The organism is Bdellovibrio sp. HCB337, assembly GCF_047302465.1.
GTDB lineage: Bacteria > Bdellovibrionota > Bdellovibrionia > Bdellovibrionales > Bdellovibrionaceae > JACMRP01.
Genome location: NZ_CP178621.1, coordinates 3891154 through 3913944, shown reverse-complemented (window position 1 = coordinate 3913944; position 22791 = coordinate 3891154). Strand labels below are relative to the sequence as shown.

At 46.0% G+C, this 22791-nt stretch carries 20 protein-coding genes; 9 read left to right on the top strand and 11 right to left on the bottom strand.

Annotated features, from left to right (window positions below; translation table 11 throughout):
- Nucleotides 1-80: 80 nt before the first annotated feature.
- The gene (locus tag ACLWBB_RS18800) at nucleotides 81-1271 is read left to right on the top strand and encodes a hypothetical protein (protein ID WP_413289107.1); all 1191 of its coding nucleotides are present in this window, start codon (nucleotides 81-83) and stop codon (nucleotides 1269-1271) included.
- Nucleotides 1272-1304: 33 nt separating this feature from the next.
- Here the strand turns inward: ACLWBB_RS18800 and speA are convergent, their stop codons facing one another.
- Together speA and leuS are read right to left on the bottom strand one after the other, a co-directional pair.
- On the bottom strand, nucleotides 1305-3221 hold the full coding sequence (gene speA / locus ACLWBB_RS18795; RefSeq protein ID WP_413289106.1) for a biosynthetic arginine decarboxylase: 1917 nt from the start codon (nucleotides 3219-3221) through the stop codon (nucleotides 1305-1307).
- A 77-nt stretch (nucleotides 3222-3298) separates the two neighbouring features.
- Nucleotides 3299-5713, bottom strand: a complete 2415-nt coding sequence (leuS, locus tag ACLWBB_RS18790) for a leucine--tRNA ligase (RefSeq protein ID WP_413289105.1) — start codon at nucleotides 5711-5713, stop codon at nucleotides 3299-3301.
- Between the two features lie 192 nt (nucleotides 5714-5905).
- Here leuS and ACLWBB_RS18785 point away from each other — a divergent pair, with 192 nt between their 5' ends.
- From ACLWBB_RS18785 to ACLWBB_RS18760, 6 genes are all read left to right on the top strand, one after another.
- Entirely contained in the window at nucleotides 5906-6910 is a 1005-nt protein-coding gene (locus ACLWBB_RS18785; RefSeq protein WP_413289104.1) for a diguanylate cyclase, read from the top strand.
- Between the two features lie 41 nt (nucleotides 6911-6951).
- Nucleotides 6952-7965: a cation diffusion facilitator family transporter gene (locus tag ACLWBB_RS18780; RefSeq protein WP_413289103.1), complete on the top strand. Its 1014-nt coding sequence runs from the start codon at nucleotides 6952-6954 to the stop codon at nucleotides 7963-7965.
- Between the two features lie 2 nt (nucleotides 7966-7967).
- The gene (trmB, locus tag ACLWBB_RS18775; RefSeq protein WP_413289102.1) at nucleotides 7968-8666 is read left to right on the top strand and encodes a tRNA (guanine(46)-N(7))-methyltransferase TrmB; all 699 of its coding nucleotides are present in this window, start codon (nucleotides 7968-7970) and stop codon (nucleotides 8664-8666) included.
- A 3-nt stretch (nucleotides 8667-8669) separates the two neighbouring features.
- Nucleotides 8670-8957, top strand: a complete 288-nt coding sequence (locus ACLWBB_RS18770; protein WP_413289101.1) for a 2Fe-2S iron-sulfur cluster-binding protein — start codon at nucleotides 8670-8672, stop codon at nucleotides 8955-8957.
- Nucleotides 8958-9085: 128 nt separating this feature from the next.
- Nucleotides 9086-10024: a thioredoxin-disulfide reductase gene (gene trxB, locus ACLWBB_RS18765; protein ID WP_413289100.1), complete on the top strand. Its 939-nt coding sequence runs from the start codon at nucleotides 9086-9088 to the stop codon at nucleotides 10022-10024.
- A gap of 9 nt (nucleotides 10025-10033) precedes the next feature.
- Nucleotides 10034-10531, top strand: a complete 498-nt coding sequence (locus ACLWBB_RS18760) for a response regulator (RefSeq protein WP_413289099.1) — start codon at nucleotides 10034-10036, stop codon at nucleotides 10529-10531.
- A gap of 1 nt (nucleotide 10532) precedes the next feature.
- Here ACLWBB_RS18760 and ACLWBB_RS18755 read toward each other — a convergent pair whose 3' ends face one another.
- The 6 genes from ACLWBB_RS18755 to ACLWBB_RS18730 all read right to left on the bottom strand — a co-directional run bounded on the left by ACLWBB_RS18755 (nucleotide 10533) and on the right by ACLWBB_RS18730 (nucleotide 16837).
- On the bottom strand, nucleotides 10533-11468 hold the full coding sequence (locus ACLWBB_RS18755) for a hypothetical protein (RefSeq protein WP_413289098.1): 936 nt from the start codon (nucleotides 11466-11468) through the stop codon (nucleotides 10533-10535).
- A 177-nt stretch (nucleotides 11469-11645) separates the two neighbouring features.
- Nucleotides 11646-12488 (bottom strand): PilZ domain-containing protein, encoded by an 843-nt coding sequence (locus ACLWBB_RS18750; protein WP_413289097.1) that lies wholly within the window; start codon nucleotides 12486-12488, stop codon nucleotides 11646-11648.
- Between the two features lie 697 nt (nucleotides 12489-13185).
- Entirely contained in the window at nucleotides 13186-14154 is a 969-nt protein-coding gene (locus ACLWBB_RS18745; protein ID WP_413289096.1) for an ABC transporter ATP-binding protein, read from the bottom strand.
- 2 nt (nucleotides 14155-14156) lie between these two features.
- Nucleotides 14157-15146 (bottom strand): ABC transporter ATP-binding protein, encoded by a 990-nt coding sequence (locus ACLWBB_RS18740; protein ID WP_413289095.1) that lies wholly within the window; start codon nucleotides 15144-15146, stop codon nucleotides 14157-14159.
- Nucleotides 15147-15201: 55 nt separating this feature from the next.
- Nucleotides 15202-15903: an HAD family hydrolase gene (locus ACLWBB_RS18735; protein ID WP_413289094.1), complete on the bottom strand. Its 702-nt coding sequence runs from the start codon at nucleotides 15901-15903 to the stop codon at nucleotides 15202-15204.
- Entirely contained in the window at nucleotides 15878-16837 is a 960-nt protein-coding gene (locus ACLWBB_RS18730) for a hypothetical protein (protein WP_413289093.1), read from the bottom strand. Before ACLWBB_RS18730 ends, ACLWBB_RS18735 begins: the two co-directional genes overlap by 26 nt.
- 194 nt (nucleotides 16838-17031) lie before the next feature.
- On the opposite strand from ACLWBB_RS18730, the gene ACLWBB_RS18725 reads away from it, so the two are divergent.
- Both ACLWBB_RS18725 and ACLWBB_RS18720 read left to right on the top strand, forming a co-directional pair.
- A complete protein-coding gene (locus ACLWBB_RS18725) occupies nucleotides 17032-17688 on the top strand; it encodes an O-methyltransferase (protein ID WP_413289092.1) in 657 nt (218 codons plus the stop codon).
- Between the two features lie 150 nt (nucleotides 17689-17838).
- Nucleotides 17839-18264: a hypothetical protein gene (locus tag ACLWBB_RS18720; RefSeq protein WP_413289091.1), complete on the top strand. Its 426-nt coding sequence runs from the start codon at nucleotides 17839-17841 to the stop codon at nucleotides 18262-18264.
- Here ACLWBB_RS18720 and ACLWBB_RS18715 read toward each other — a convergent pair.
- From ACLWBB_RS18715 to ACLWBB_RS18705, 3 genes are read right to left on the bottom strand one after another with little or no spacing between them, the layout of a single operon-like run.
- Nucleotides 18261-19118: a class I SAM-dependent methyltransferase gene (locus tag ACLWBB_RS18715; protein WP_413289090.1), complete on the bottom strand. Its 858-nt coding sequence runs from the start codon at nucleotides 19116-19118 to the stop codon at nucleotides 18261-18263. The genes ACLWBB_RS18720 and ACLWBB_RS18715 overlap by 4 nt on opposite strands.
- Nucleotides 19115-20245: an enolase C-terminal domain-like protein gene (locus ACLWBB_RS18710; RefSeq protein ID WP_413289089.1), complete on the bottom strand. Its 1131-nt coding sequence runs from the start codon at nucleotides 20243-20245 to the stop codon at nucleotides 19115-19117. Before ACLWBB_RS18710 ends, ACLWBB_RS18715 begins: the two co-directional genes overlap by 4 nt.
- On the bottom strand, nucleotides 20238-22781 hold the full coding sequence (locus ACLWBB_RS18705; RefSeq protein ID WP_413289088.1) for a GH3 auxin-responsive promoter family protein: 2544 nt from the start codon (nucleotides 22779-22781) through the stop codon (nucleotides 20238-20240). The genes ACLWBB_RS18710 and ACLWBB_RS18705 overlap by 8 nt, the downstream gene beginning before the upstream one ends.
- Between the last annotated feature and the right edge of the window lie 10 nt (nucleotides 22782-22791).

Below are 22791 nucleotides of genomic sequence, written 5' to 3'. Positions count from 1 at the left end.
TATATTTTGCCTCACTAAGGCCTCCTGAGTTTACTATGGTTTAAGCGACCAAGTTTTGCTTGAACAAACCGGGGGGCTTGATGAGATCTTCTAGTTATATCTGCTTAGCTCTATTTCTAATTTTTGCGGCGTGTGCGCCAAAGAATTCTACGCCTCTATCTCCGCCAGGACTGCCGAATGATAAGACCGTCGTTTGGAGTGAAAAAGGCAAAGTTTCTGCAACGGAAGCGCAAAAAAGCCAAGTTCCGCTTAAAGACGTCGGTAATATTAAAACAGATGTGACTGAAGATGCTTTGTATATCGGAGGCTCGGGCTATCTTCAGGATGAAAGTTTGACCGTTCGTCAGCACCGCTATCAGATCGTGAAGCTTAGTAGCTCTGGATTATGGGCTTCAATTTTAGAATTGAACTATGGTCCGACAGAACCAGGGTCGATGCTTTTTCAAAGGATCGTTAGTTTTACTATCTATAATAATACCGCCTATGTTCTTCGTGAAGTTACTCCGACGGCTGTTCAAGTTTACAAAGTGGGACCTCAGAATAGTCTGATCAAATATGGCCCAGAGCTTTCAAGATTTGTCTGGCCCAAAATCGAAATGGCTTTTAACTCTGCCGGAGAGTTGTGGCTTGGAAGCTTTTCAAGCGACGAGGGTTACGGCTTGTATCGTTTAAGCCAAAATCAATGGAAAGAAATGCCGCTACCAAATATTGGAGTCCTTAGTGGTCTGCTTGTCGATGGTAATGATGTTTACGTGTATGGGGTACGCGATAAAGCTGCGCGTGTGTTTCGTTTCTTTGGGCAAGATCGCTGGGAAATGGTTTTCGAATCAGGTTATGTCGCGGATGCCTTTTCAATCTCTGCAATGAGTTTTTCTGCTCTGAAAGGCCACCTGAGTGTGGCGGTTCTTTACACAAACCTCGTAGAGAATAAATCCCTTTCACGATTTTTCAGAAAAAGCGCCGGAGTACTTATTTGGGAAAAAGAGTTTGAAGACGTCACCCCACATAAAAGCGTGATGCTTCAAGGGGTTCTTAGCACCGACAATCAAGGCTTTTACGGAGTGACGAGTTCCTGGCATCGCGGCGTAAAGGTAAATACCTTTTATTGGTATAAGAAGGGACAAGAGCTTGTTGCGAATCGATATGCATTGGGGGAGCCTGCAAGTACAGGGTCCCATTCTAGTGTGATTTTTCAGAATCATCTCTATTTTCTGCATCAAAATACAGAGAGCCCGGGAATCGTGATCAGCGATTTTGGTTCGCTTCGTTAGAAATAAAAAAGGGAGCTTTCGCTCCCTTCGTTTTTACTCTGCCTCTTCGAGGTAAGTATAACCAGACAAACCTTCTTCGTAGTGCTTGATCAGCAACTTCGCTTCTTGCTTGGTGATTGTGCCACGTTGGATACTTTCCTCAGTCGCCTGACGAACATTATCCACCATTTCTGAGCGGCCATACTGAACGTACGTCAAAACTTCCGTCACTGTATCGCCTGGAACGTAGTGATCAATCGTGTATCCCACTTCGCTCAAAGAGATATGAACGGCATCAGTATCACCAAAGAGATTATGCAAATCGCCCAAGATCTCTTGGTACGCGCCTGTGAGGAAGATCCCCATGTAGTATGGTTGACCTTCTGTGTATTGGTGAACACGCACAGTTTCTTTAGGTTCACCAGATTCTGTATCTATGAATTTTTCAATCACACCGTCAGAGTCACAAGTTAGATCCGCCAAAGTCGCTGAACGAGTTGGCTCTTCAGCCAAACGATGAATAGGCATGATTGGGAAGAGCTGTCCTACCGCCCAAGAATCCGGGATAGATTGGAACACCGAGAAGTTTGCGAAATAAGTATCGCAAAGCTCTTTACCAAGTTCTGCTTGGATGTCTTCAGTGTCTGGAGTTGCACGAGCCAAGATCACCATTTTAGTCGCGATCGTGAAGTACATCGTTTCACACCATGCGCGTTGCTCAAGAGTCAAAACGCCGTATGTGAAAAGTTGTAGAGTCTCTTGCTTCGCTTGAGTTAAGTCATTGAAGCACTCGTTGATATTGTCTTTGTTCACCTTTTCGTAGATGTACTGCATGTCCTGCATGATCGTTGGATCTTTTTTAGTCGCAGGACGAGGCGGTTCATGACGGTGAAGATCGTTCACGCCCAAAACGTTGAAAATAAGAACAGAGTGATGAGCTACCAAGAAGCGGCCAGACTCTGTCACGATGTTTGGATGTGGAACACCCTTTTCATCGCAAAGTGCTTGAAGCACAGACACGATGTCATTCGCGTATTCTTGTTCGCTGTAATTCACAGAGCTATCAGAAGAACCCGTGCCGTCGTAATCAACGCCAAGGCCACCGCCCACGTCAATATACTTAAGGCCTGCGCCCATCGCGTGAAGCTCAGTGTAGAAGCGTGCGCCTTCTTTCAAAGAAGACTTAATGCTTTGGATGGAAGGAACTTGTGAGCCGATGTGGTAGTGAAGCAGCTCAAGGCAATCAAGCATGCCTTCTTTTTTCAAGAACTCCACGCCCTCAACGATCTCCATTGAAGTCAGACCGAATTTAGAACGAGCTCCAGAAGAGTCGACCCATTTACCCGCACCTTGAGTGTTTAGTTTTGCGCGGAAACCGATTTTTGGACGGCTGTTGAATTTCTTCGCCACATCCACGATCATTTTCAATTCTTCTTTACGATCTACAACGATGATCGTGTTGCGACCTAATTTTTGCGACAAGAGCGCAGTTTCGATGTACTCCGCATCTTTGAAACCGTTACAGATAATCAAAGCGTTTTCGGTATTCATCAAAGCAAGAACCACCAAAAGTTCTGGTTTAGAACCGCACTCAAGGCCCAAACCGTGGCCTTTACCGTGTTTTACAAGCTCTTGGACCAAGTGACGTTGTTGGTTCACCTTGATCGGGTAAACGCCACAGTATTGGCCTTTGTAGCTATGATCTGCGAAAGCTTTTTGGAAACAGCTATTGAGCTGCTGAACGCGAGCTTTGATGATGTCAGGGAAGCGAATCATGATAGGAACGCGGATACCACGGTCCAAAAGATCCTGAGTCAGGTCATAGAGATCTACAGATGGACCTGAAGCGCCCATCGGAGTAACCATCACGTTGCCACTTTGGTTTGTGCGGAAATAGCCATTTCCCCAGCTGTTGATACCGTAAAGTGTGGCACTTTTCTCAGGATTCCAGTTATTTGTTCCAGTGGACATCGGTGCGCTTCCTCCTTGGGTTTGAGGGTGGTTTTGCAAATTTTGAGTCGGTTCTGTATTCATCATCGTCGCTCGTTTTATTTCACAATCAAGTTTAAAATTTTACCGGCCTTATAAATAACTTTGTCCGGTTGTTTATTACCTAGCGCTGCCATCACGTTTTCCACGCCTTTGGCAGCTGTGAGTGCCGCTTCTTCGGAAGCATCCACAGGAATCTCAATCGTCCCGCGCATTTTTCCGTTTACCTGCACCCCAATAGTCACCGTGTCATCAGCGATGAGGTTGGTATCATACTTAGGCCACGGAGCCAAAGAAACAAATCCTTCTCCGCCCATTTTTTCCCAAAGCTCTTCCGCCATGTAAGGTGCAAATGGCATCAAGAGCTGAGTAAGAGGTTTTAATACACTCTTAGGTTTGACGTTGGCGCGGTAAAGCTCGTTCACCAAGATCATCATGGCACTGATGGCCGTGTTGAAGTTCATTTTCTCGATGTCTTCTGTCACTTTCTTGATGGTTTTGTGCAAAAGCTTTTCAATATCTGCCGGTGCAGCATCAGCCGTCGCAATAAGCTGGCCATCGTCGCTGACGATCAAGCGGCTTACGCGGTCCAAGAAGCGCTTCACGCCCTCGATACCCGTTGTGGACCAAGGTTTTTCACTTTCCAAAGGTCCCATGAAGCACACGAAAGTACGTAAAGCATCGGCTCCGTATTTGTGGCTGACTTCGTCGGCCGCAATCCCGTTGTTTTTGGATTTCGACATTTTCTGATGGTCTTCGCCTAAGATCATCCCTTGGTGAGCCAATTTTTTGAAAGGCTCGTCATGAGTGACAAGGCCTGCATCAAAAAGAACCTTCGTCCAAAAACGTGCATAGAGCAAATGTCCTACGGTGTGCTCAGGTCCGCCCACGTACAAGTCGACTGGCATCCAGTATTTTTCAGCTTCTGGGCTAAACGGAGCGTTGTCATTGTGAGGATCGATGTAACGAAGGAAGTACCACGACGATCCCGCAGAGCCTGGCATTGTGTCGGTCTCACGAACACCCATTTCGCCTGCGGCACCAATTGCAGCAGTCCCTGGATATTGTGTCCACTCGCGATTGCGCGCAAGAGGAGCTTCGCCCTTATCAGAAGGTTCATAGTCTGCCACTTCCGGCAACAACAGAGGCAATTCGTTGACCGGAAGGCCTTTCATACCAGCCTTCGGGAAGTGAACGACTGGGAATGGTTCGCCCCAGTAACGTTGACGACTAAAGAGCCAATCACGCAATTTGTATTGAATTTCTTTTTGGCCGATTTTTTTAGATTCCAAGTGTTGAATCATTTTTTGAATAGCCGCTGTTTTGGAAAGGCCGTTCAAGAAATCAGAATTGACCAAAGTGCCATCACCTTCGAATGGCAATTTATCGCCACCCTCAAGAACTCGCACCACAGGCATTTTAAACGTTTCAGCAAACTCAAAATCGCGGGCATCGTGACCAGGAACTGCCATGATGGCTCCTGTTCCGTAGTCCATCAAAACATAGTCCGCAATCCAGATCGGAATGTGATGACCAGTGATCGGATGAACAGCGTACGCACCCGTGAAAGCGCCTGTCTTTTCGGTATTAGCTTTGCGATCGACCTCAGATTTACGAGCTGTCGCTGCAACATAGTCGTCTACTTGCGGTTTGTGAGCCATCGCTGTGATTTTTGACACAAGCGGGTTCTCTGGAGCCATCACCATGAAGGTCACTCCGAACAAAGTATCCGGGCGGGTAGTGAAGACTTCAAAGCTTTCACCCGTGCCATCCACTTTGAAAGTAACGCGAGCTCCTTCGCTTTTGCCGATCCAGTTGCGTTGACCTTCTTTGGTGCGCTCTGGCCAATCAACACGATCCAAACCTTCCAAGAGGCGTTCCGCATAATCTGTGATCTTTAACATCCATTGCTTCATCGGCACACGGATCACTGGGTGACCGCCGCGCTCAGATTTACCGTCGATGATCTCGTCGTTTGCCAAAACAGTTTTCAAAGCCGGGCACCAGTTCACAGGAACTTCTTTTTGATAAGCAAGCCCACGCTCCATCAATTTCAAGAAAATGAATTGTGTCCACTTGTAATACTTTGAGTCTGCAGTCGAGATTTCACGACTCCAGTCAAAGCTGAAGCCAAAAGACTTCAAAGTATTGCGGAAGCTCGCGATGGCCTTCTCGGTCGTGATCGCAGGATGAATGCCGGTTTGAATAGCATACTGTTCTGCTGGCAAACCGAAGGCATCATAACCCATTGGATTCAAAACGTTGAAACCGACAGTGCGCTTGTAGCGAGCCATGATATCCGTTGGCGTGTAAGAGGCGATGTGACCAAGGTGCAGACCTGAACCAGACGGATAAGGGAACATTCCGAGGGCGTAGTATTTTGGTTTATTAGAGCCGTTGACCGCTTTGAACGCGCCTTGCTCTTCCCACTTTTTCTGCCACTTTTTCTCAAATTCCGTGTGATTCAATGCCATGAGTTCCTCTTCGAAAAATGTCTGAAATGAATAGCCAAGAATAGCGGATCTTTCAATCAAAATGGAAAGGAAAAAGCGGCAAATTTTTCCTGGATTTTCGACCTAAAAGAACCCTGGACTTCGGAAGAGAAATAACCACACTGGTCAGCTTCTGTTCGGGTTTTTCAATGGGGCGCGCTAAAATCAAGGGATATGGTACGTGATAGCTTATTGAAGGCCCCTAAGGAGCGCAAAATTCTTGTCGTTGATGAAGATGCGGATAGCCGGGAAATTATTCTCGAGCCTCTGCGTTGGGAACATTACGACGCTCGTGGAGTTTCTTCTGGAACTGAAGCTCTTAAACTCATGGAAACATGGGTGCCCAACGTCATCATTTTGGACTGGATGATTCCTGGAATGTCGGGCATTCAAATTCTGCAGGCGGTTCGGGCCCAGCACCCGCATGTCTCTTGTATTTTTATTTCTGGAAATTCGAGCACAGAATCAATTATCGAAGCTTTGGACTCAGGCGCAGATGACTACATCATCAAACCTTTTGTGCCTTTGGAGCTTTTGGCACGTATCCGCACGCATTTCCGCATTCGCGATCTTCATACACAGCTTCTTTTTGCTAATGAACGACTTAAAGAGCTGGTCGATACAGATGATTTGACCGGCTTGTTTAATATGCGCTCGCTTTATCAGCGTCTTGAGTTTGAACTTGAGCGCGGAAAGCGCTTTGGCCGCGAAGTTTGCGTGATCATGATGGACATGGACTATTTCAAAACCGTGAATGACGGTCACGATCACTTGTTTGGAAGTTACGTTTTGCAGGAGGTTGGAAAAATCATCAAAGCCAACACTCGCAACATCGACATTCCAGCTCGGTACGGTGGCGATGAGTTTTTGGTTGTTTTGATGGAAGTGGATCATCGTGGTGCCATGCTTTTCTGTGAACGCTTACGTAAAGCAATCGAAGGCCGCACATTTGCTAATGGCGCGGATTCGATGAATTTAACAACGTCTTTGGGATTTGCGATTACGGTTCCAGGGGAAAATATCCCTGCTCGGGAACTGGTTCGTCGGGCCGATCATGCCTTGTATGAATCTAAACACGCAGGTCGTAATCAGACGAAATTTTACACCCCAGAAACTGATAAAGTTCGCGAACTTAGACCCAAACCAGCGGCGCCTCGTAAAAAAGCTTCTGGAGGGTAATTCTCATTGACTGGGAGCTTTGAATTTAAGACAAAGCTCTCATGGAACTCACCCCTGCCGTGACCGGCGATACAGCCCGAAATAAAGCTGCTTGGATTTCGCTTTTGGCGAGTGTTTTCGTCTTTGCGATGAAATTTGCAGCCTATTACATGACAGGGTCGACGGCGGTTTTGTCAGACGCGCTCGAGAGCACGGTGAATGTTCTTGCTGCAATCGTTGCTTTGATCGTCATTCGCATTGCCTCAAAACCTGCAGACGAAGATCACCCTTACGGACACGGAAAAGTAGAATATTTTTCGGCGGCATTTGAAGGGGGCTTGATCTTCTTTGCGGCCCTGATGATTATTCGCGAAGCTATTGTAAGCTTGTTGGCCGGGGGAGCTCCTCGCCAATTGGAAATCGGCGTCTTGGTCATCGGAATTGCAGCCATCTTTAACTTGCTTCTTGGTATTTACCTCAAACGCACAGGACAAAAACAACAATCAGAAGCCCTGAAAGCCAGCGGCGCGCATGTGATCTCGGACGTGTGGACGACCGTTGGCGTGATTGTGGGTTTGATGCTGTTGTTAGCAACGGGCCTTACCTGGATTGACCCAGTGATTGCTATTATCGTGGGTTTGAATTTGGCTTATGAAGGTTACAAGATCGTGCGTAAATCTGGTGGTGGCTTAGTTGACGAAGTCGATACGGAAGTTCTCAGTGACCTGTCCCAGGCTCTGCAAAAAAACCGTGTTTCGGGTGTCATTGATATCCATCAACTTCGGATTATTCGCTCGGGACGTTTTCACCATGTCGATGCTCATCTGGTTATTCCAGAGTATTGGAATATCTCTCACGCGCACAATGTGTGTGATGACTTTGAGTCCTCTGTGGTGCGTGACTATACCTTTGATGGCGAGATCGCGTTTCACTTAGACCCTTGCAAGCGCGCGTACTGCCGCAATTGCAAAATGGAAGACTGTCCAATACGCCGTCATGCTTTTGAAAACCAAAAACCTTTCACAGTTGAATCTTTAACTGGCGGACCGAAGGTCGCCGAAAATATTGAAATGTAGTTATGTCTGAAATTTTCCATCGCCCAAAAATCAATCTGACTCGTACTTTACCTATTCCTAACGCTTACACTCTCGCGTTGGACGGAGAGTATTCCAATATCGCCTTCAATGAAGAGCGCGCTCCTGCGAACAAAGGCAAATGGAGATCTGACGTTTTTAAAGCGGCAGAATCTAAGCCTATGGATTTGGAGATCGGCACTGGCGCCGGTGATCACTTTGCACACTATGCTTACCAAAACCCAGATCGTTTGTTGGTTGGCCTTGAGCTGAAATACAAACCTTTGATTCAATCTATCCGTCGTGCAACGAAGGGTGGCAGCAAGAATGCGGCGATTGCCCGTTATCATGCTTTCAACATTGATGAGTTGTTCATAGAAGGTGAGCTCAATAACGTTTTCATTCACTTCCCAGATCCGTGGACAAGCCCTAAGAAGCCTAAAAACCGTGTTGTGAACGTGCGTATTTTGGATTTGCTTTACAATATGCAAAGACCGGGGTCTTACATCGACTTCAAGACGGACTCTCGCGTTTATTTCTTGTGGGCTCTTGATGAAATCAAGCAGAGCAAATACAAAGTTGTTCGTCAGACATTGAACCTCCATCAATCAGAATGGCAGTCAGAGAATTTCATGACCGGCTTCGAGAAGATTTTTACGAAGCAGGGAATTGAGATCAACTACATCCGCCTCCTCAAGGAATAGTGGATGCCGACGATTCGATTCAAGAAAAACATACCGGAAATTCACGTTGAAGAAGGGGCGAATCTGATGAAATCGCTTCTGGCGGCGGGACTTCCGGTGGCGTCTTCTTGCAATTCGGACGGAGTCTGCGCGAAATGCGGGATTCGCATTATCGAAGGCATGGAACATCTTTCTGAACCAAACAGTACTGAGTTGTTCCTCAAAGAGAAAAACAACATCCGAAAAGAGTTCCGCATCAGCTGTCAGACCCAGGTTTTAGGCGACATCTTAATTGACGCTGGCTACTGGTAAGCAAATAGCTTGGTTCCTAAGCACGAAGCGCCGCATTGACCCTCTATAAGCAGCGTTTCCAGCCCGAATAATCGTGTCAACCCCCTTGGAAATTGCTAGTTTTAGACACTTTTACAGAGGGACTTCAAATGGATCAAAAAGTTGAAAATGTGATTATTATCGGGTCAGGACCTGCGGGTTTAACTGCGGCTATTTACTCCGCTCGCGCAAACTTGGCGCCACTCATGATCGAAGGCGAAGAGGCCGGCGGTCAGCTGATGATCACGACTGAAGTAGAAAACTATCCAGGCTTCGAGCACGGAGTCACCGGACCAGAGTTGATCGCCGTGATGAGAAAACAAGCCGAAAGATTCGGTACACGTTTCATCACTCGCAATGTGACAAAAGTGGATTTCTCTCAACGTCCTTTCAAAGTTTGGATTGGCGATAAACTTCACTTAGCAAAATCTATCATTATCTCTACAGGTGCGAGTGCTCAGTTCTTGGGTCTTCCTTCCGAGAAACAATACATGAGCCGCGGAGTTTCTGCGTGCGCAACTTGTGATGGTGCATTCTTCCGCAACATGGAAGTTGGCGTCGTTGGCGGTGGTGACACTGCAATGGAAGAGGCACAGTTTCTGACTCGTTTTGCATCGAAAGTTTACGTGATTCATCGTCGCGATCACTTCCGTGCATCAAAAATCATGGCTGACAGAACTATGAAAAATCCAAAGATCGAAGTTCTTTGGAATAAGGAAGTTTCTGAAGTTATCGGAGACGGCAAAAACGTGACGGGTGTTATTATGAAAGACACTCAAAATGGCTCGACCAAAGACTTGGCTCTGCAAGGTCTTTTCATCGCCATCGGCCACAAACCAACAACCAGCCTATTCAAAGGTCTGTTGGATATGAACGAAACAGGGTACTTAGTGACCAAACCCGATTCAACGTATACAAATATTGAAGGAGTTTTTGCTGCAGGAGACGTGCAAGATCACGTATACCGCCAAGCAATCACTGCCGCTGGAACAGGATGTATGGCCGCCATCGACTGTGAGAGATGGTTGGAGTCACAAGCTCACGGATAAATTGAGATTATGAAGAACAAGAAGATCAATACGAAGGACCTCGTTAATAAAATCGAAAAAGTCACCAAAGCTCGTATTGCGAGCCAACCGGTGGTTTCTTTGGCGGACTTCCGTGATGCCGCTAAAAAAGAAGATCCTCGTGTGATTCTTGTTATTGAAGATGATGAAACAATGCGCATGGCCCTCAAGAGAATTTTTGAGTCTGAGGGCTATGTCACTAAACTTGCCGCTGATGCCACAGCACTTTCTGAAGTTTTGGATGATACACCGATCGACTTGATTTTGATGGACGTGGGTCTTCCATGGGTGAATGGCTTTGAGCTTGCTCAGCTTCTAAAAGAAAACAAAGACTTGAAGGGCATTCCACTCGTGTTTGTCTCTGGTAAAGCTAGTGATGATGATATGAAGCGCGCTTTTGAAATCGGCGCTGATGATTACGTCAAAAAGCCTTTCGATGTCGAAAAACTTCGTAAAACCGTTCGTACTCTTTTGAAATTAAACGAATAGGTTATTTCACAACCCAGATAAATTGAGGCGTTCCTAACATGTCGTCGATATCGACGGCATCGCCTCTCATGATAGTGCCGACAGCATTTGTTCCGTCGAAAGCAATTTCTACAACATGATTTAAAACTGAATCCATCGCAAGAACATTGCCGTTGGCTCGCACAGCGATACCAGAAGGCGTGCTAAGGATCGTTAAGCTGCTGTAACTCCAAGTGGTCGCAGCAAGGCTTGAAGAGTACTTGCGGACCGTATCCGTCGTTCCAGACCATGCAACGACGACATCACCATCCGGAGCTGTTTTGCAATCAGCTGCATCCGTTGTAGCTGCGATACCCGAGGCAAGAGTTGCCACTTGAGTTCCCGTCGCATCGTAAGTGCGAATGACGTCACTTCCAGTAGAGCAGTGAATGAAACCACCACCAGTCAGAGCATCAACACCGCTGCCGGTTGTTTGTAAAGCCTTTGGCCAAGAGCCTGTTGTCACACGATATCCCATAGAATCGAATTTCTCGAGATTGCTCGTTTCAACAGCGAGAGTATCACCAGAAGTTAAATAGGCGATTCCGCGAATAGTTCCAGTAAAGTTTGTAGCATCACGAATGAATTCACGCGAAGTCAGATCAGATTTTTTAACGGCCATCACTCTGTCAGGAGTGCCGTCGACCGCAATAAGGATTTCACCTGTGAGTGTGTTTTCAGAAATACCAGTAATGGCCTCGCCATTGACCGTCGAGATTTCAAAAATGACGTCTTTGAAAACACCGGTAGAGTCAAATAGCAGAACCGAGTCAGCACCTGAATTGCTAACGATGATATCTCCGGACTGAATCATACCTGCTTCTTCAGAATCACTGCTTTTCTTGGGTTGGCATCCGGTACCAAACAACCAAATAACGGAAACAAGCAGTATTAGAAAGGTATAGATGTGCCTCTTCATGAGGTCCTCCACTCGTTTTTTTCCGCGCCTGTTCAATAGATCGGCGCTCGTTAAAAAATCTTTACAGGTGGAGCATGCTTTATGAGTACACGCGAACACTTCCGCGTTTAGATTGGACTTAAGTGCAGTTCGTTGTACCAGAAATTTTGAAGGAGCAGGACGAAGGTGGAGCGGCCGTTAGCCAGCGTTCTTCTTCATGCGATTCATCTGAGTGAGATAGTCATTGATCAATTTTCCAAGTTTAACGGCTGTCTCTTCATCTTGTTCAAGAAACATCAGACGTCTTGGATCTTCAATATCACCAATGATTTTACCTTTAAGATGTACACGGCTTTTGCGTGGATCCTTTTCAAACTTATTCACTAAAATCATTTCAAATGGACGTTGCAGAAAATCTTTTGGAATTTCATCTTCTAAAAGAGTTCCGCTTAAAGAGATATTTTTAGAATGCGTTCTAAAAGAAGTTCCTTTTTTAGTAAGCAACACCGCTTCGATCTTGAAATCATGGCGGGGAGCCACACGACGATCTCTCGGAGAGCCCAGGTCGCTACGGCTAACGATAATATCTACCGAAGGTTTGTCAGGAAGACCCGACAAAGTCAGATCATCACCGTTCACCTCGTTGTAGTAATAGCCATAGTCCATCTTACGAAAATCTTCCGCAGCGACCACGTTGGTAAAGTGCGGGTTCGTATTCAAACTTTTGTCTTCAATCAGAATCTTTTGGGTTTTCTCGTCATCATGAGATTCCACCTTGATATTGACGGTGGTTTGCTTCTGTCTTTCTTTCGCAAGCAATGGTTCCGGAGGCTGAGCTTGCACGAAATATTTCTGGTTAGAACTTAGAAACTGAGTGAGCGGTTGCCACTCATTCCAACCGGGAGTCCAAATATGATATTGATGAAGGTTGCGCACTTTGAAAGTGAGGATCATCATTTGTGCTTGAACCAAAGACATGGGTTTAGTTTTCTTATTCGCTTCGGCATCAAAGATAATCCAGATTTTACCTTCACTCTTCATAAACCCCTCAGTCCACTACTAGACTTTGTTCTTATCGGCCTTCCTCTTTCCCAAATTAACATGCATCGAAAGATTTTTTTTCGTCTAACTTTTGGACACTTCGTGATCGTCACCTCACTCTGGTTTGGGCTCCGAACGGCGGGATTTCTTCTATGGCGGGGCTCTGTGGAAACTCCCTCAGTCGGCACGGCCCTCCAGGCCTCGCAGCTTCGGAGCGCTTGGGTACAAGCACTCCGAGGGCCATCCGGGCCCCGCTGAGGCCGCCCGATGAAGTTTCCACAGAGCCCCGCCATAGAAGAAATCCGTCTTCGAATTCCAATTATTGGGCACGAAGAAGCGTGGAAAATTAGGAGAGGAAAAACAGAGTACGCGTAAAAAATAAGACCAAGAGAACTTGTGAATTAAAATCTAGTGGGACCTCGAAAGCGCGGGAAAGACAGAAATGGTGTAGATGGGTGCGTGCTAGCTTGCCTTATTCTTTCGAAGTAGGTGGGTGGTGAGTTCGAAGGAAAATTTGTGGTGATGGCGGGTTCTGCGAAGTCCCGTAGGCGGCCTTGACGGGCCCATGGATGGGCCCTTCCGGGTGGTACTCCAGCCGGAAGAGTCACGAGCCTGGAGGGCGTGCCGTCGTAGGGAGTTTGCAGAGCCCGTCAGCGCCGCAAATTCCCCGTCGAAGGAAGTAAGTCCCGGGACCAGCTTAGACGCGGATACAAGCCGCGATGTGGTTGGGGCGTTTTTCTTCTAGAGGTGGAATGACCTTCTTGCAATCTTCAATCGCCATTGGGCAACGTGGATGGAAGTGGCAACCCGTTGGTGGGTTGATGGGGCTTGGTACGTCACCTGTTAGGATGATGCGCTCTTCTTTTGCCTTTGGATCTGGAACTGGAATCGCAGACAGCAATGCTCTTGTGTATGGGTGCTTTGGATGTCTGTACAACTCTTCAGCTTCGGCCATTTCTACGATTTTACCTAGGTACATAACCGCGACGCTTGTTGAAACGTGCTCTACGACTTTTAGGTCATGGGCGATGAAGATATAAGTAAGTCCCAATTTCTTTTGCAGTTCCATCAACAAGTTCAAAACCTGAGCTTGGATAGATACGTCCAACGCAGAAACAGGCTCGTCACAGACGATCAGTTCTGGGTTTACTGCTAATGCGCGGGCGATGCCCACGCGTTGTCTTTGACCGCCTGAGAATTCGTGAGGGTAGCGATTCATCGCCTCTGGGCGAAGACCTACCAACTGAGCCAATTCTTGAACGCGTGCACGGCGCTCAGCTTCAGAAGGGTAAAGATTGTGAATGATCAAAGGCTCTTCGATGATCGCACCGATCGTCATGCGTGGGTTTAAGCTCGCATAAGGATCTTGGAAAATGATCTGAATTTTTTTGCGGATCTCGCGAAGCTCATCACCTTCGATGTTTGTGATGTCTTTGCCGTTGAACTTCACTGTGCCAGAAGTAGGATCCAACAAACGAATCAAGCAACGACCCAAAGTGGATTTACCGCAGCCGGATTCGCCCACAAGACCTAGGGTTTCGCCCTTTTTCAATTTAAAGCTTACGCCAGAAACGGCTTTTACACTGGCAACTTCGCGATTAAGGATGCCACCGTGAATAGGGAATGTCTTAAACAGATTTTCAACTTCAAGAAGATATTGGCTCATACTTATTTACTCCCCTCAGCGACAGGATGGAAGCAGGCTGCGAGTTGAGTGCCACCTTTGCTTTCAAGCTTAGGCTCTTGCTGACGGCAATCGTTTTGTACATTCGGGCAACGGTCTTGGAAACGGCAGCCCTTCGGCAAGCTCAACAAGCTCGGAACCATACCCTTGATGGTTTTAAGTTCTTCAAGCTTGTGACCAGTTTCAAAGTGCGGAATAGAATCCAACAAACCACGAGTGTAAGGATGTTTTGGACGATAGAAGATGTCTTCAACAGTGCCGTACTCAACAACTTTACCCGCGTACATAACAACAACTTCTTGGCACATCTCTGCAACAACACCGAGATCGTGAGTGATCAAGATCATGCCGGCATTAAAGTCTTTTTGCAGTTTGCGCATCAAATCCAAAATCTGAGCTTGGATTGTTACATCCAATGCCGTCGTTGGTTCATCCGCAATCAAGAGTTCAGGATTACAGCTGATCGCCATCGCGATCATCACACGTTGGCGCATACCGCCCGAAAGTTGGTGCGGATATTCGTCGTAACGTTTTTCAGGAGCAGGGATACCCACTTTGCGAAGCATTTCGATCGCGCGCTCTTTCACTTCCGCTTTTGTGAGTTTTGGGAAGTGCAATGCAATCGCTTCACCGATTTGATTACCACAAGTGTAAACAGGGTTTAGAGAGGTCATTGGCTCTTGGAAGATCATTGCGATTTCGTTACCACGGATGTGGCGCATTTCTTCTTCAGAGGACTTCAAAAGGTTTTTGCCTTTGTAAGAAATCTCGCCGGATTCGATCTTACCTGGAGCCTGGATGAGTCTCATCACAGACAAAGAAGTAACCGACTTACCACAACCGGATTCTCCAACGATTCCAAGTGTTTGGCCCTTTTTAACGACAAAACTTACGTCGTCTACGGCATAGAAAGTACCGTCATCGGTGTTGAAGCGTGTTTTCAGATTTTTAACTTCTAAGAGAGTTTCGCTCACTGTCTGGTTCTCCCGCTTTAAAGCCCATTTCTTATACAAGGCATGAAGCCCGGCATCAACGATTAATCAATTCGAGGATCAGATTATGGAGCTCAGCATAGTCTTTGAAGGTCGCCACTGGAGCATATTTTTGCAAAATTTCTATCTTGGAGTAGCCGAACTCCACCGCAATGGCTCTGACACCGGCATTTTGAGCCGCCGCCATATCTGGAGTGCCATCACCAATCATAAAAGTTGTGGTGGCAGAATGACCAGCTCTTTTCATCATTTCCTGAAGAGGCAATGGGTGAGGTTTCTTTTCAGACCATGTATCGGCGCCAAAGACGCCCACCCATGGGATCGTGTCTAAACCTAAATGGCGGATGATCTTTTTTGCTGGATCTTCGTTTTTGTTTGTTACTACGCCTTTGAGGCCGGGATAGTTTTGCAGAAACTCCACCGCTCCAGGAAACGGGCGGGTGGTTTTATACATTTCTTCTTCGTAGGTTCTTAAAAAACGCTCTTGGATAGGACGGTAAGTTTCGGTCGGGCTATTTTTGTGTTCCGGGAAGAAGTCCGCGAGGAGTTTTCTGAGACCCTCACCGATATGGGCCACGACAACTTCGTGAGGCAAAGGTGGCTTGCCATAAAATTCTAAAGTCTTATTCAGTGCTGAAGTGATATCTTCAGCAGAATCAATCAAAGTTCCATCAAGGTCGAATATAAGAAGTGGCCACTGCATGGCCGGCACCTTATTCCAATCCGAGAGCTTTTTCAATTTTTGCTTTTAACTGGATCTTTTCTTCAGGCGTTGGGGGCTCGCCCCATTTTTGAATGAACTCAGCCTCGGCCGTTTCATAAGCTTGCTGGATGATTTCTTGTTTGGCAGCGTCGATGTTTTGCAAGATAGACTCGCGTTGTTCACGCAACTGACGAATGGCTTCTTTTGCTTGCAGCTCTTGCTGGCGTTCTAACTCGGCATAGGCCGCTTGCAGGTGACTGATCATAGTGACACCAATAAAAATTGGCGTGTAGAGTTTGCGGAAGGTGTTGTAGGCGTCGATGTGATCCTGTCTACCTAAGGCCACGCGGACTTCTTCGATGTGAGCAGGCACTCCGTCACGAATGACTTTGGCCATCAGTTCCGGAGAGATTTTATTGTCTCTAATTCCTGGCAAGAAGTAAGGCAACAGTACCAATTGGCCATAACGACTGTGCAGAATGTTTGAGATACGGTCGCTGGCTTTTTTAAGAATTCCAGCTTGAACGAGGTTCGAGTTTTCACCCCAAGTCTTTAGCAAGCCCTCATTCAGAAGTTGATCTCTGATCATAATAATCGTGGTCTCTTCTAAGCGCGCTTCTCTGGATTGGAAAAGCCAACGATCGACCACATTCTTTTTACCAAAGAGGGCCATGCCAAGCTCGATGCTATGTCTTTCGAGAGCCTTCTCAGAGGTAAAGCTTGTGACGTCGATATCTTGAACGAGTTTTCGGATTTTACGTTTGCGGAGCCAAGAAAGGCTTTCAGAGAACTCCTCGAAACTCTTTCCTTGGAAAAGATATTGGCCATTTTCCTGGTTCACTCTTTCGATGATCTGAGCAACATTCGGTTGAAACACGGCTTCGCAACGAGGTGCTTTTGCGTGGGCAACGAAAGAGCTGCTCAGGCAGAAGATCACAATAAAACTAAGGGAGCGAAGGGAAAAATTCATCTTGTTTCAAACCTTTAGGTTAGGAGTCCTCCTCCCAGTATTGCGAGATCCATACCGTCTAAAAAAGGATTGGTTTCTTTTGAGGGGTGGGAGGCTGTCGATCTCGATAAGACCCGCCTAAAAGCGGCACTGTTAAAGTTTTAGACGACCACTTTTTCCTTGCGAATTTTTGGGAGAAACCCGAGATATAGCCCATGCGAAATGAAATCCCAAAAGCTCAAGTTTATATCGAATCTTTGATTCCTCAGGAAGCTGCTAGCAAGCAGAAGTCTCGACAATTTGCAGAGGAGCTTGGCTTGGGTCGCATCAGTCTTTCGCCTTCTGAAGGGCAGTTGTTGTCATTCTTAATTCGCCTGCATAAGTGCCGCAAGTTTGTTGAAGTCGGAACTCTGACGGGTCTTTCAGCTCAATATATTTTGGAAGGCATGGACGGAGAAGGCACTTTATGGAGTCTTGAAAAGGCCGAAGTGCATGCGCAAAAAGCGCAAGCCGCTCTGGCGGATCATCCGGCGGGCTCGAAAGCTCACCTTCTTGTGGGCGATGCAAGAGTGACCTTGGAAAGCCTTGCGAGTGAAGGTCCCTTTGATGGCATTTTCATTGATGGCAACAAGGCGGCTTATGGCGACTATCTGACTTGGGCCGAGAAAAACGTTCGCAAAGGCGGTTTGATCATCGCCGACAATGTTTTCTTGAGTGGTGCCGTTTGGGGTGATCCCACCCAGCAGAAATTCAACGACAAGCAAATCAAGGCCTTGCAAGATTTCAATAAGCGTCTTGCGGATTCGACACTTTATGAAAGCGTCCTCATACCTACGGCAGAAGGTATGAATGTGGCTGTAAAGCTGTTCTAGTGAAACTAATTCAATTGAAAGCCAAAGTGGGACTGTTCTGAAGACAAAAAGAGCGCCCGGATCGCAATAGTTCCTTGTGGAGTTTGGTACGGGCATTGCTCTTAGGCTCTGCGACGTTTAAAACCCAAACACCTTTTAAAGGAAAATAACATGAAAACCATGATTCTTGCCTTAACGACACTCTTCACTATTAGTGCTTTTGGCTACAAAGCTCCAGGTCCTGACCAAGAATATCCAATCTATACATGCCAATTAGAGCAACCAGTTGCTGACAACGATTTAAGATTGTCTGTTGTACAAGGTGGTTTCGCAGGATTCACAAGAGTTATTGTTAATGAATCTTTCTTTACGGGCGGTCTAACATCTAAATTCATCGTTCAGCAAAAACCAGTAGCTCCAAATGTTCGCACGACAATCATTACTTACACTGGTAAAAACATCGTTCTTAAAATCGATACTTGGGATAAAGACCAAGACGGTGTTCACACAGGTTACATCAGATTCGTGAATGAACAAGGTCACGGTCGCACTGAAAAATTGGCTTGTGATATGCTACGTGTAGCACGCATCCGTTAATTTTTAACGACTGAAATTACAGAAATCTTTTCCCCACGGCAGGGGTTAGAAACAGGAATAGGCACCTCATAGGTGCCTATATCTTTTTGAAGAGTCCATCCACACGGTTTCACAAACTCACCTAACTTTTCTGCAGGCACGCCCCACACAAAAGGTTCTTTAACAATATTTAGAACCCAGCTAATTAGTCCCGCGCCGTAGTGGAAACGAATTTTCGATTCGTGATCAGGCACCATATAAGTCCAGACCAATTCGGATTTTGCAGAGAGAGTTTCTGCTAAATCTTGTAAGAACTTTTGCACATCCTTTTCCACAAGGTACATCGAAACACCCTCCCAAACGACAAGTGTGGGAGCTCCCGTTACTAAAAGTGCTTTCAAATCTTTAACTGATTTTGTAGTCAGATCGAGCGGAACAAAATCTATCTTAGAATTATTAACAAGTTCTGTTTTTGCTTTTTGAGTTGCGGGATGGTCAACCTCGATCACTTTCTGAAAAGAACCTCTACGACTCATTTCTAAAGCTAAGCCGTCAAGTCCCGCACCAATGATAACTAATTGCCCTTGTGGATTTTTCTGACTCCATTTCTGGGTATAGTCGTAAATCCACCACTTACGGCGTTGAACGTGCGCGGTGAAACCCGGCAAGACTGTGTTTTGCACCCAGCTCAGAACTTTCCGTCCCAAAGAGCTGTTGAGTAGAATTCTTAAGAGCCCCGATGAATTTTCATCTTGAACGTGCTTTTCTGAAATTTCTTTGGTCGCGGGCACGACGTATTCGGGTGCCTGACGGGAATTCAAATACATGACTTTGGAGATAAGAAGCGCTGTTTGACTAGGGCTATCTTGTTTCACGAAAGAACTCCCAGCTTTTTAAAATATTCAGAGGCCGGGAAAATTCCCCAACCACTGCCTTGAATCTGACTTTGACCTATTAACAGGCCCCAAGGTCCGACTTTCAGCTTTGGCATAAAAGGATCTTGGGTGAGCAGATGATCCGAGAAAGCGCCTTCCCAGAAGAGCGGGCGATGCTCATTCTTATCAAGGATTAGCAATCCTGCACGAGCTAAAAGAGAAGTTTCACCAACTTGACAGCCAAGGCCCCAGCGAATGCCATTCTTCTGGGCGTAGTCGACGATTTCTTGAGTGCGCAATAGTCCACCCAGTTTTGAAATGCGTACGTTCAAACAAATACGAAGGGGCGCATGTTCATAAGCTTTAAGATCTGAAAGTTTCACTAAAGACTCATCCAAAATTAACAGACTTTTTGATTTTTGCAGAAACTCTTCTCGTGCTTCACGGTTTTCCACAGCGAAAGGCTCTTCCACGGCCCAAACTTGATGGGGAATTAGGTCTAAAACCTTTTGCAGGTCTGCGAAGTTTGCAAATGAGTTGTTAGCGTCAATTCGAATTTTTGGTTTAAAAATTCTTGAGGCCTTAAAAAGTGAATGATTTAAGAATAACAAAACTTCTTTCTGACTATCCGGAGAAATTTTTATTTTAAAGTCTTTGAAGCCAAGAGCTAGGCCGCGCAAATACGTTTTCAACATTTTTCCGGAAGTACCCAAGCCTACGACCATAGTGTTAGGAGTTTTAAACCCTAAAGAGCGCTCACCAAAGACTTTATCGATAGAGACATCTTTGCTTTTTGCAAAAAGGTCCCACCATGCAAGTTCCAGAGCGCAAAAAGCCGATGGATTTTGATCTATCCATGCACGTTCTTTTTCCAACAGGGCTACGAAGTCTTCGTAGTTTGTGGTGTTGGCAAATAGATCTGCGCGTGAATCCAAGAAAAACTTTTGCACGGTTTCAGGAGTCTCGCCAGTGACATAAGGACGGGGGCAGGCTTCGCCTAAGCCGTGACTCAGATGAGATTTTAAACTAACCCATAGAGTTGTCGAAGCTTCGCGCTCAAAGGAGGCGTGCGAGAACTTTTGTTTGAATGGAATTTCGTCCATGGCAAATTTCAATGTTCTAGTCATGGCGAATCCATTTCTCCCAATCTGGAGTGATCTTAGTGAAGTTATTAAATGTATTCAAGGCCTTCAGCTTCCATTGGGATTCGCGGATGTTCTTCAGCGTAATTTCTTGATGCGTGAAGTGATGGAAGAAGCCTCTTTTCATAGCGTGAATACGGCAAGGACCCAAACGTTGAGAATCCCGCTTGGCATCATACTCCATGTTGTTTTTTCGAAGTGCCAGGTCCAAGAGATTTGCGACCTCTTGGATCTGTTTTTGTGACAAATCTGTTTCGCACAGAGCAATGTAATAACTCTTTTCTTCGTGTGCGATCAGCATCATTTCCAGTTTGAGGTGACGTTCTTGATTGATTTGTGAAACAGCTTCAAGGAACTGGTTTTCATAAAGTTTTTCGCCAGTAATACTGGTAATACCAGATCCTTTGCGTCTAAAACGGATCAAAGGAATCTGTTGATGCATCCCCATGACCTCGACGATGTCGTTCATTTTGTATCTGTAAAGTCCGGCAGTGGTTGTAATGATCACTAAGTACTCTTTGCCAACCTTCAATTGATCTAAAGTATAAACCTCAGCAAGAGCATCGCCATCGGCACCGACTTCCTGAAATTCAAAGAAATAGTCAAACAAGGAAGGTAACTCGCCTAAGCTGTGCGCCATTGGAACGCCCATACGTCCTTCAGATGCCACATAACCAACTTCTTTGAAGATAACTGAGCTGAAAAAGTGTTTACGAATCTTTTCGTACGCCAAAAGGCAGCTGCCACCTTGCCATGAGCCGACAAGACGAACTTGCGGGAAGAGATCTTTCAGCCAAAGCTCGCCGCGCTCTTGAAGAGTCTCTCGAAGACGAGCGGTGTGCGTTGGGTTCTCTTTCATGCGATCTGAAATGTCTTGTCTGAAATCAGCGGGAATCTTTTCGATAAGATGGAAGCTGCCAGATTCAAGGTCTTTTAAGAGCTGCTCGGCATGTATATTAGCGAGTTCTTCGATTTTCAGAAGCGTACTTGGATTGGCTGCAACTAAGAAACTGACATCTGGATTGCTGAGGACCAGACGCAAGATCGTCATATATTTTAGATTCGCATCTTCAAGTGCATAAACGGGATAAGGAACGACATAGATACTACGAAGCCATTTTGGCAAGCTTGCATAGATATGAGCCGTGGTAGCACCGACCTCTAGGCCCGAGGTCAAAACTTTTTCTGTTTTCTGACCTGAGAACGCTAAAAATTTTCCTTGAATAAATTCTGGAGCCATTCTGTAAGCGTGGTAAAGCCATAGGGCTTGAGTTTCCTGATAACTTTTCAATGTGCCCTTCAAAATTGGAATCAATTTGGGCTTGTTCGTGGAGCCGCTCGTTTGGGTGTAGAAGATCGGCTTTTCAGTGATGAGTCCCCATTGGCGGGTCTCATCTTGAGTTTCAAACTTCTCTCTAAAGACTTCGTACTCAGCTAATGGAAATGCTTTTTGAAAATCCGAAATATTAGTAATTGGATTTGCGGTTCTTTCTTTTAAAAAATGGGTATCACGGTTTTGGGTAAGAATTTTAAGAAGCACTTGCTCTTGAATTTCGCGAAGATTCTGGCTGGCTTTGTCGTAGCGTTTCTGCAAACGCTCGCCACGCTTACGAATCGAGAACTCTATCAAGGCCTGAGAGAGTTTTTTCATCTGACCTTTCTTGTCGAGGTCTTTGATGAATGGTGCACGCATTTGTTCCAAGAACGTTTGTGGATACTTAGGATTGTGCAAGCCATAGCGCTTAGGCCCTAAGAGATCCGGCAAATAATAAGTGCCAAAGAGCTGATCGTAGATACTGGTTTTGTTGCCGTAGTTGTTATTGCTTTCATGAATCTCGTAAGAGTGATGATAACGATGTTGCTCGGGGCCCGAGATCAGGCGATTCAGCCATCCGAGTTTGATATCAATATTGCAATGTTGGAAAAAGCCATTTACTGAATAGAAAATAAAATACAGAGCCATCACTGCCGGGTGAACGCCTAAGAAAATAAACAAGATAGACTCAAAACAAAGCTGGGCGATTTTTTCGATTGGATGAAAGCGGCCGACATTCCACCAATACATTTTTAAATTGCTATGGTGGACGGCGTGAATTTGCCAAAGAAGCGGGAACTCATGACAAGAGCGGTGCAACCAATAGCGGAAAAATTCACTGAGCATAGTCAAGGCTATGACTTGAACAAACGCGGGCCATTCTGCGGGCCATATTCCAACGGCAGGCAAGATTTCTTTTTGTTGAAGGACAAGCACTAAGGACAGAGTCAGTGCTTCCATCACACGTCCTAAAAACGCGTGGACTAAAAATAAATAGGTGCCGTCCATCTTGGCTTGCTTATCAAAGCCCACCCACTCTTTACGAAATGGCAGAAGGCTTTCGCCCCACCAAATCATTGATGCACCAAGAGCGACACTTAGAAAAGTTCTGAGCGGAAGGGACGGCAAGAACGTTGCCGTCAAATAAAAGAAGGCAAACGAAGTAGCGATAGTCACAGGGTAAAAAAGGTGGCGTGCAAGTTTCATAATTTCCCTG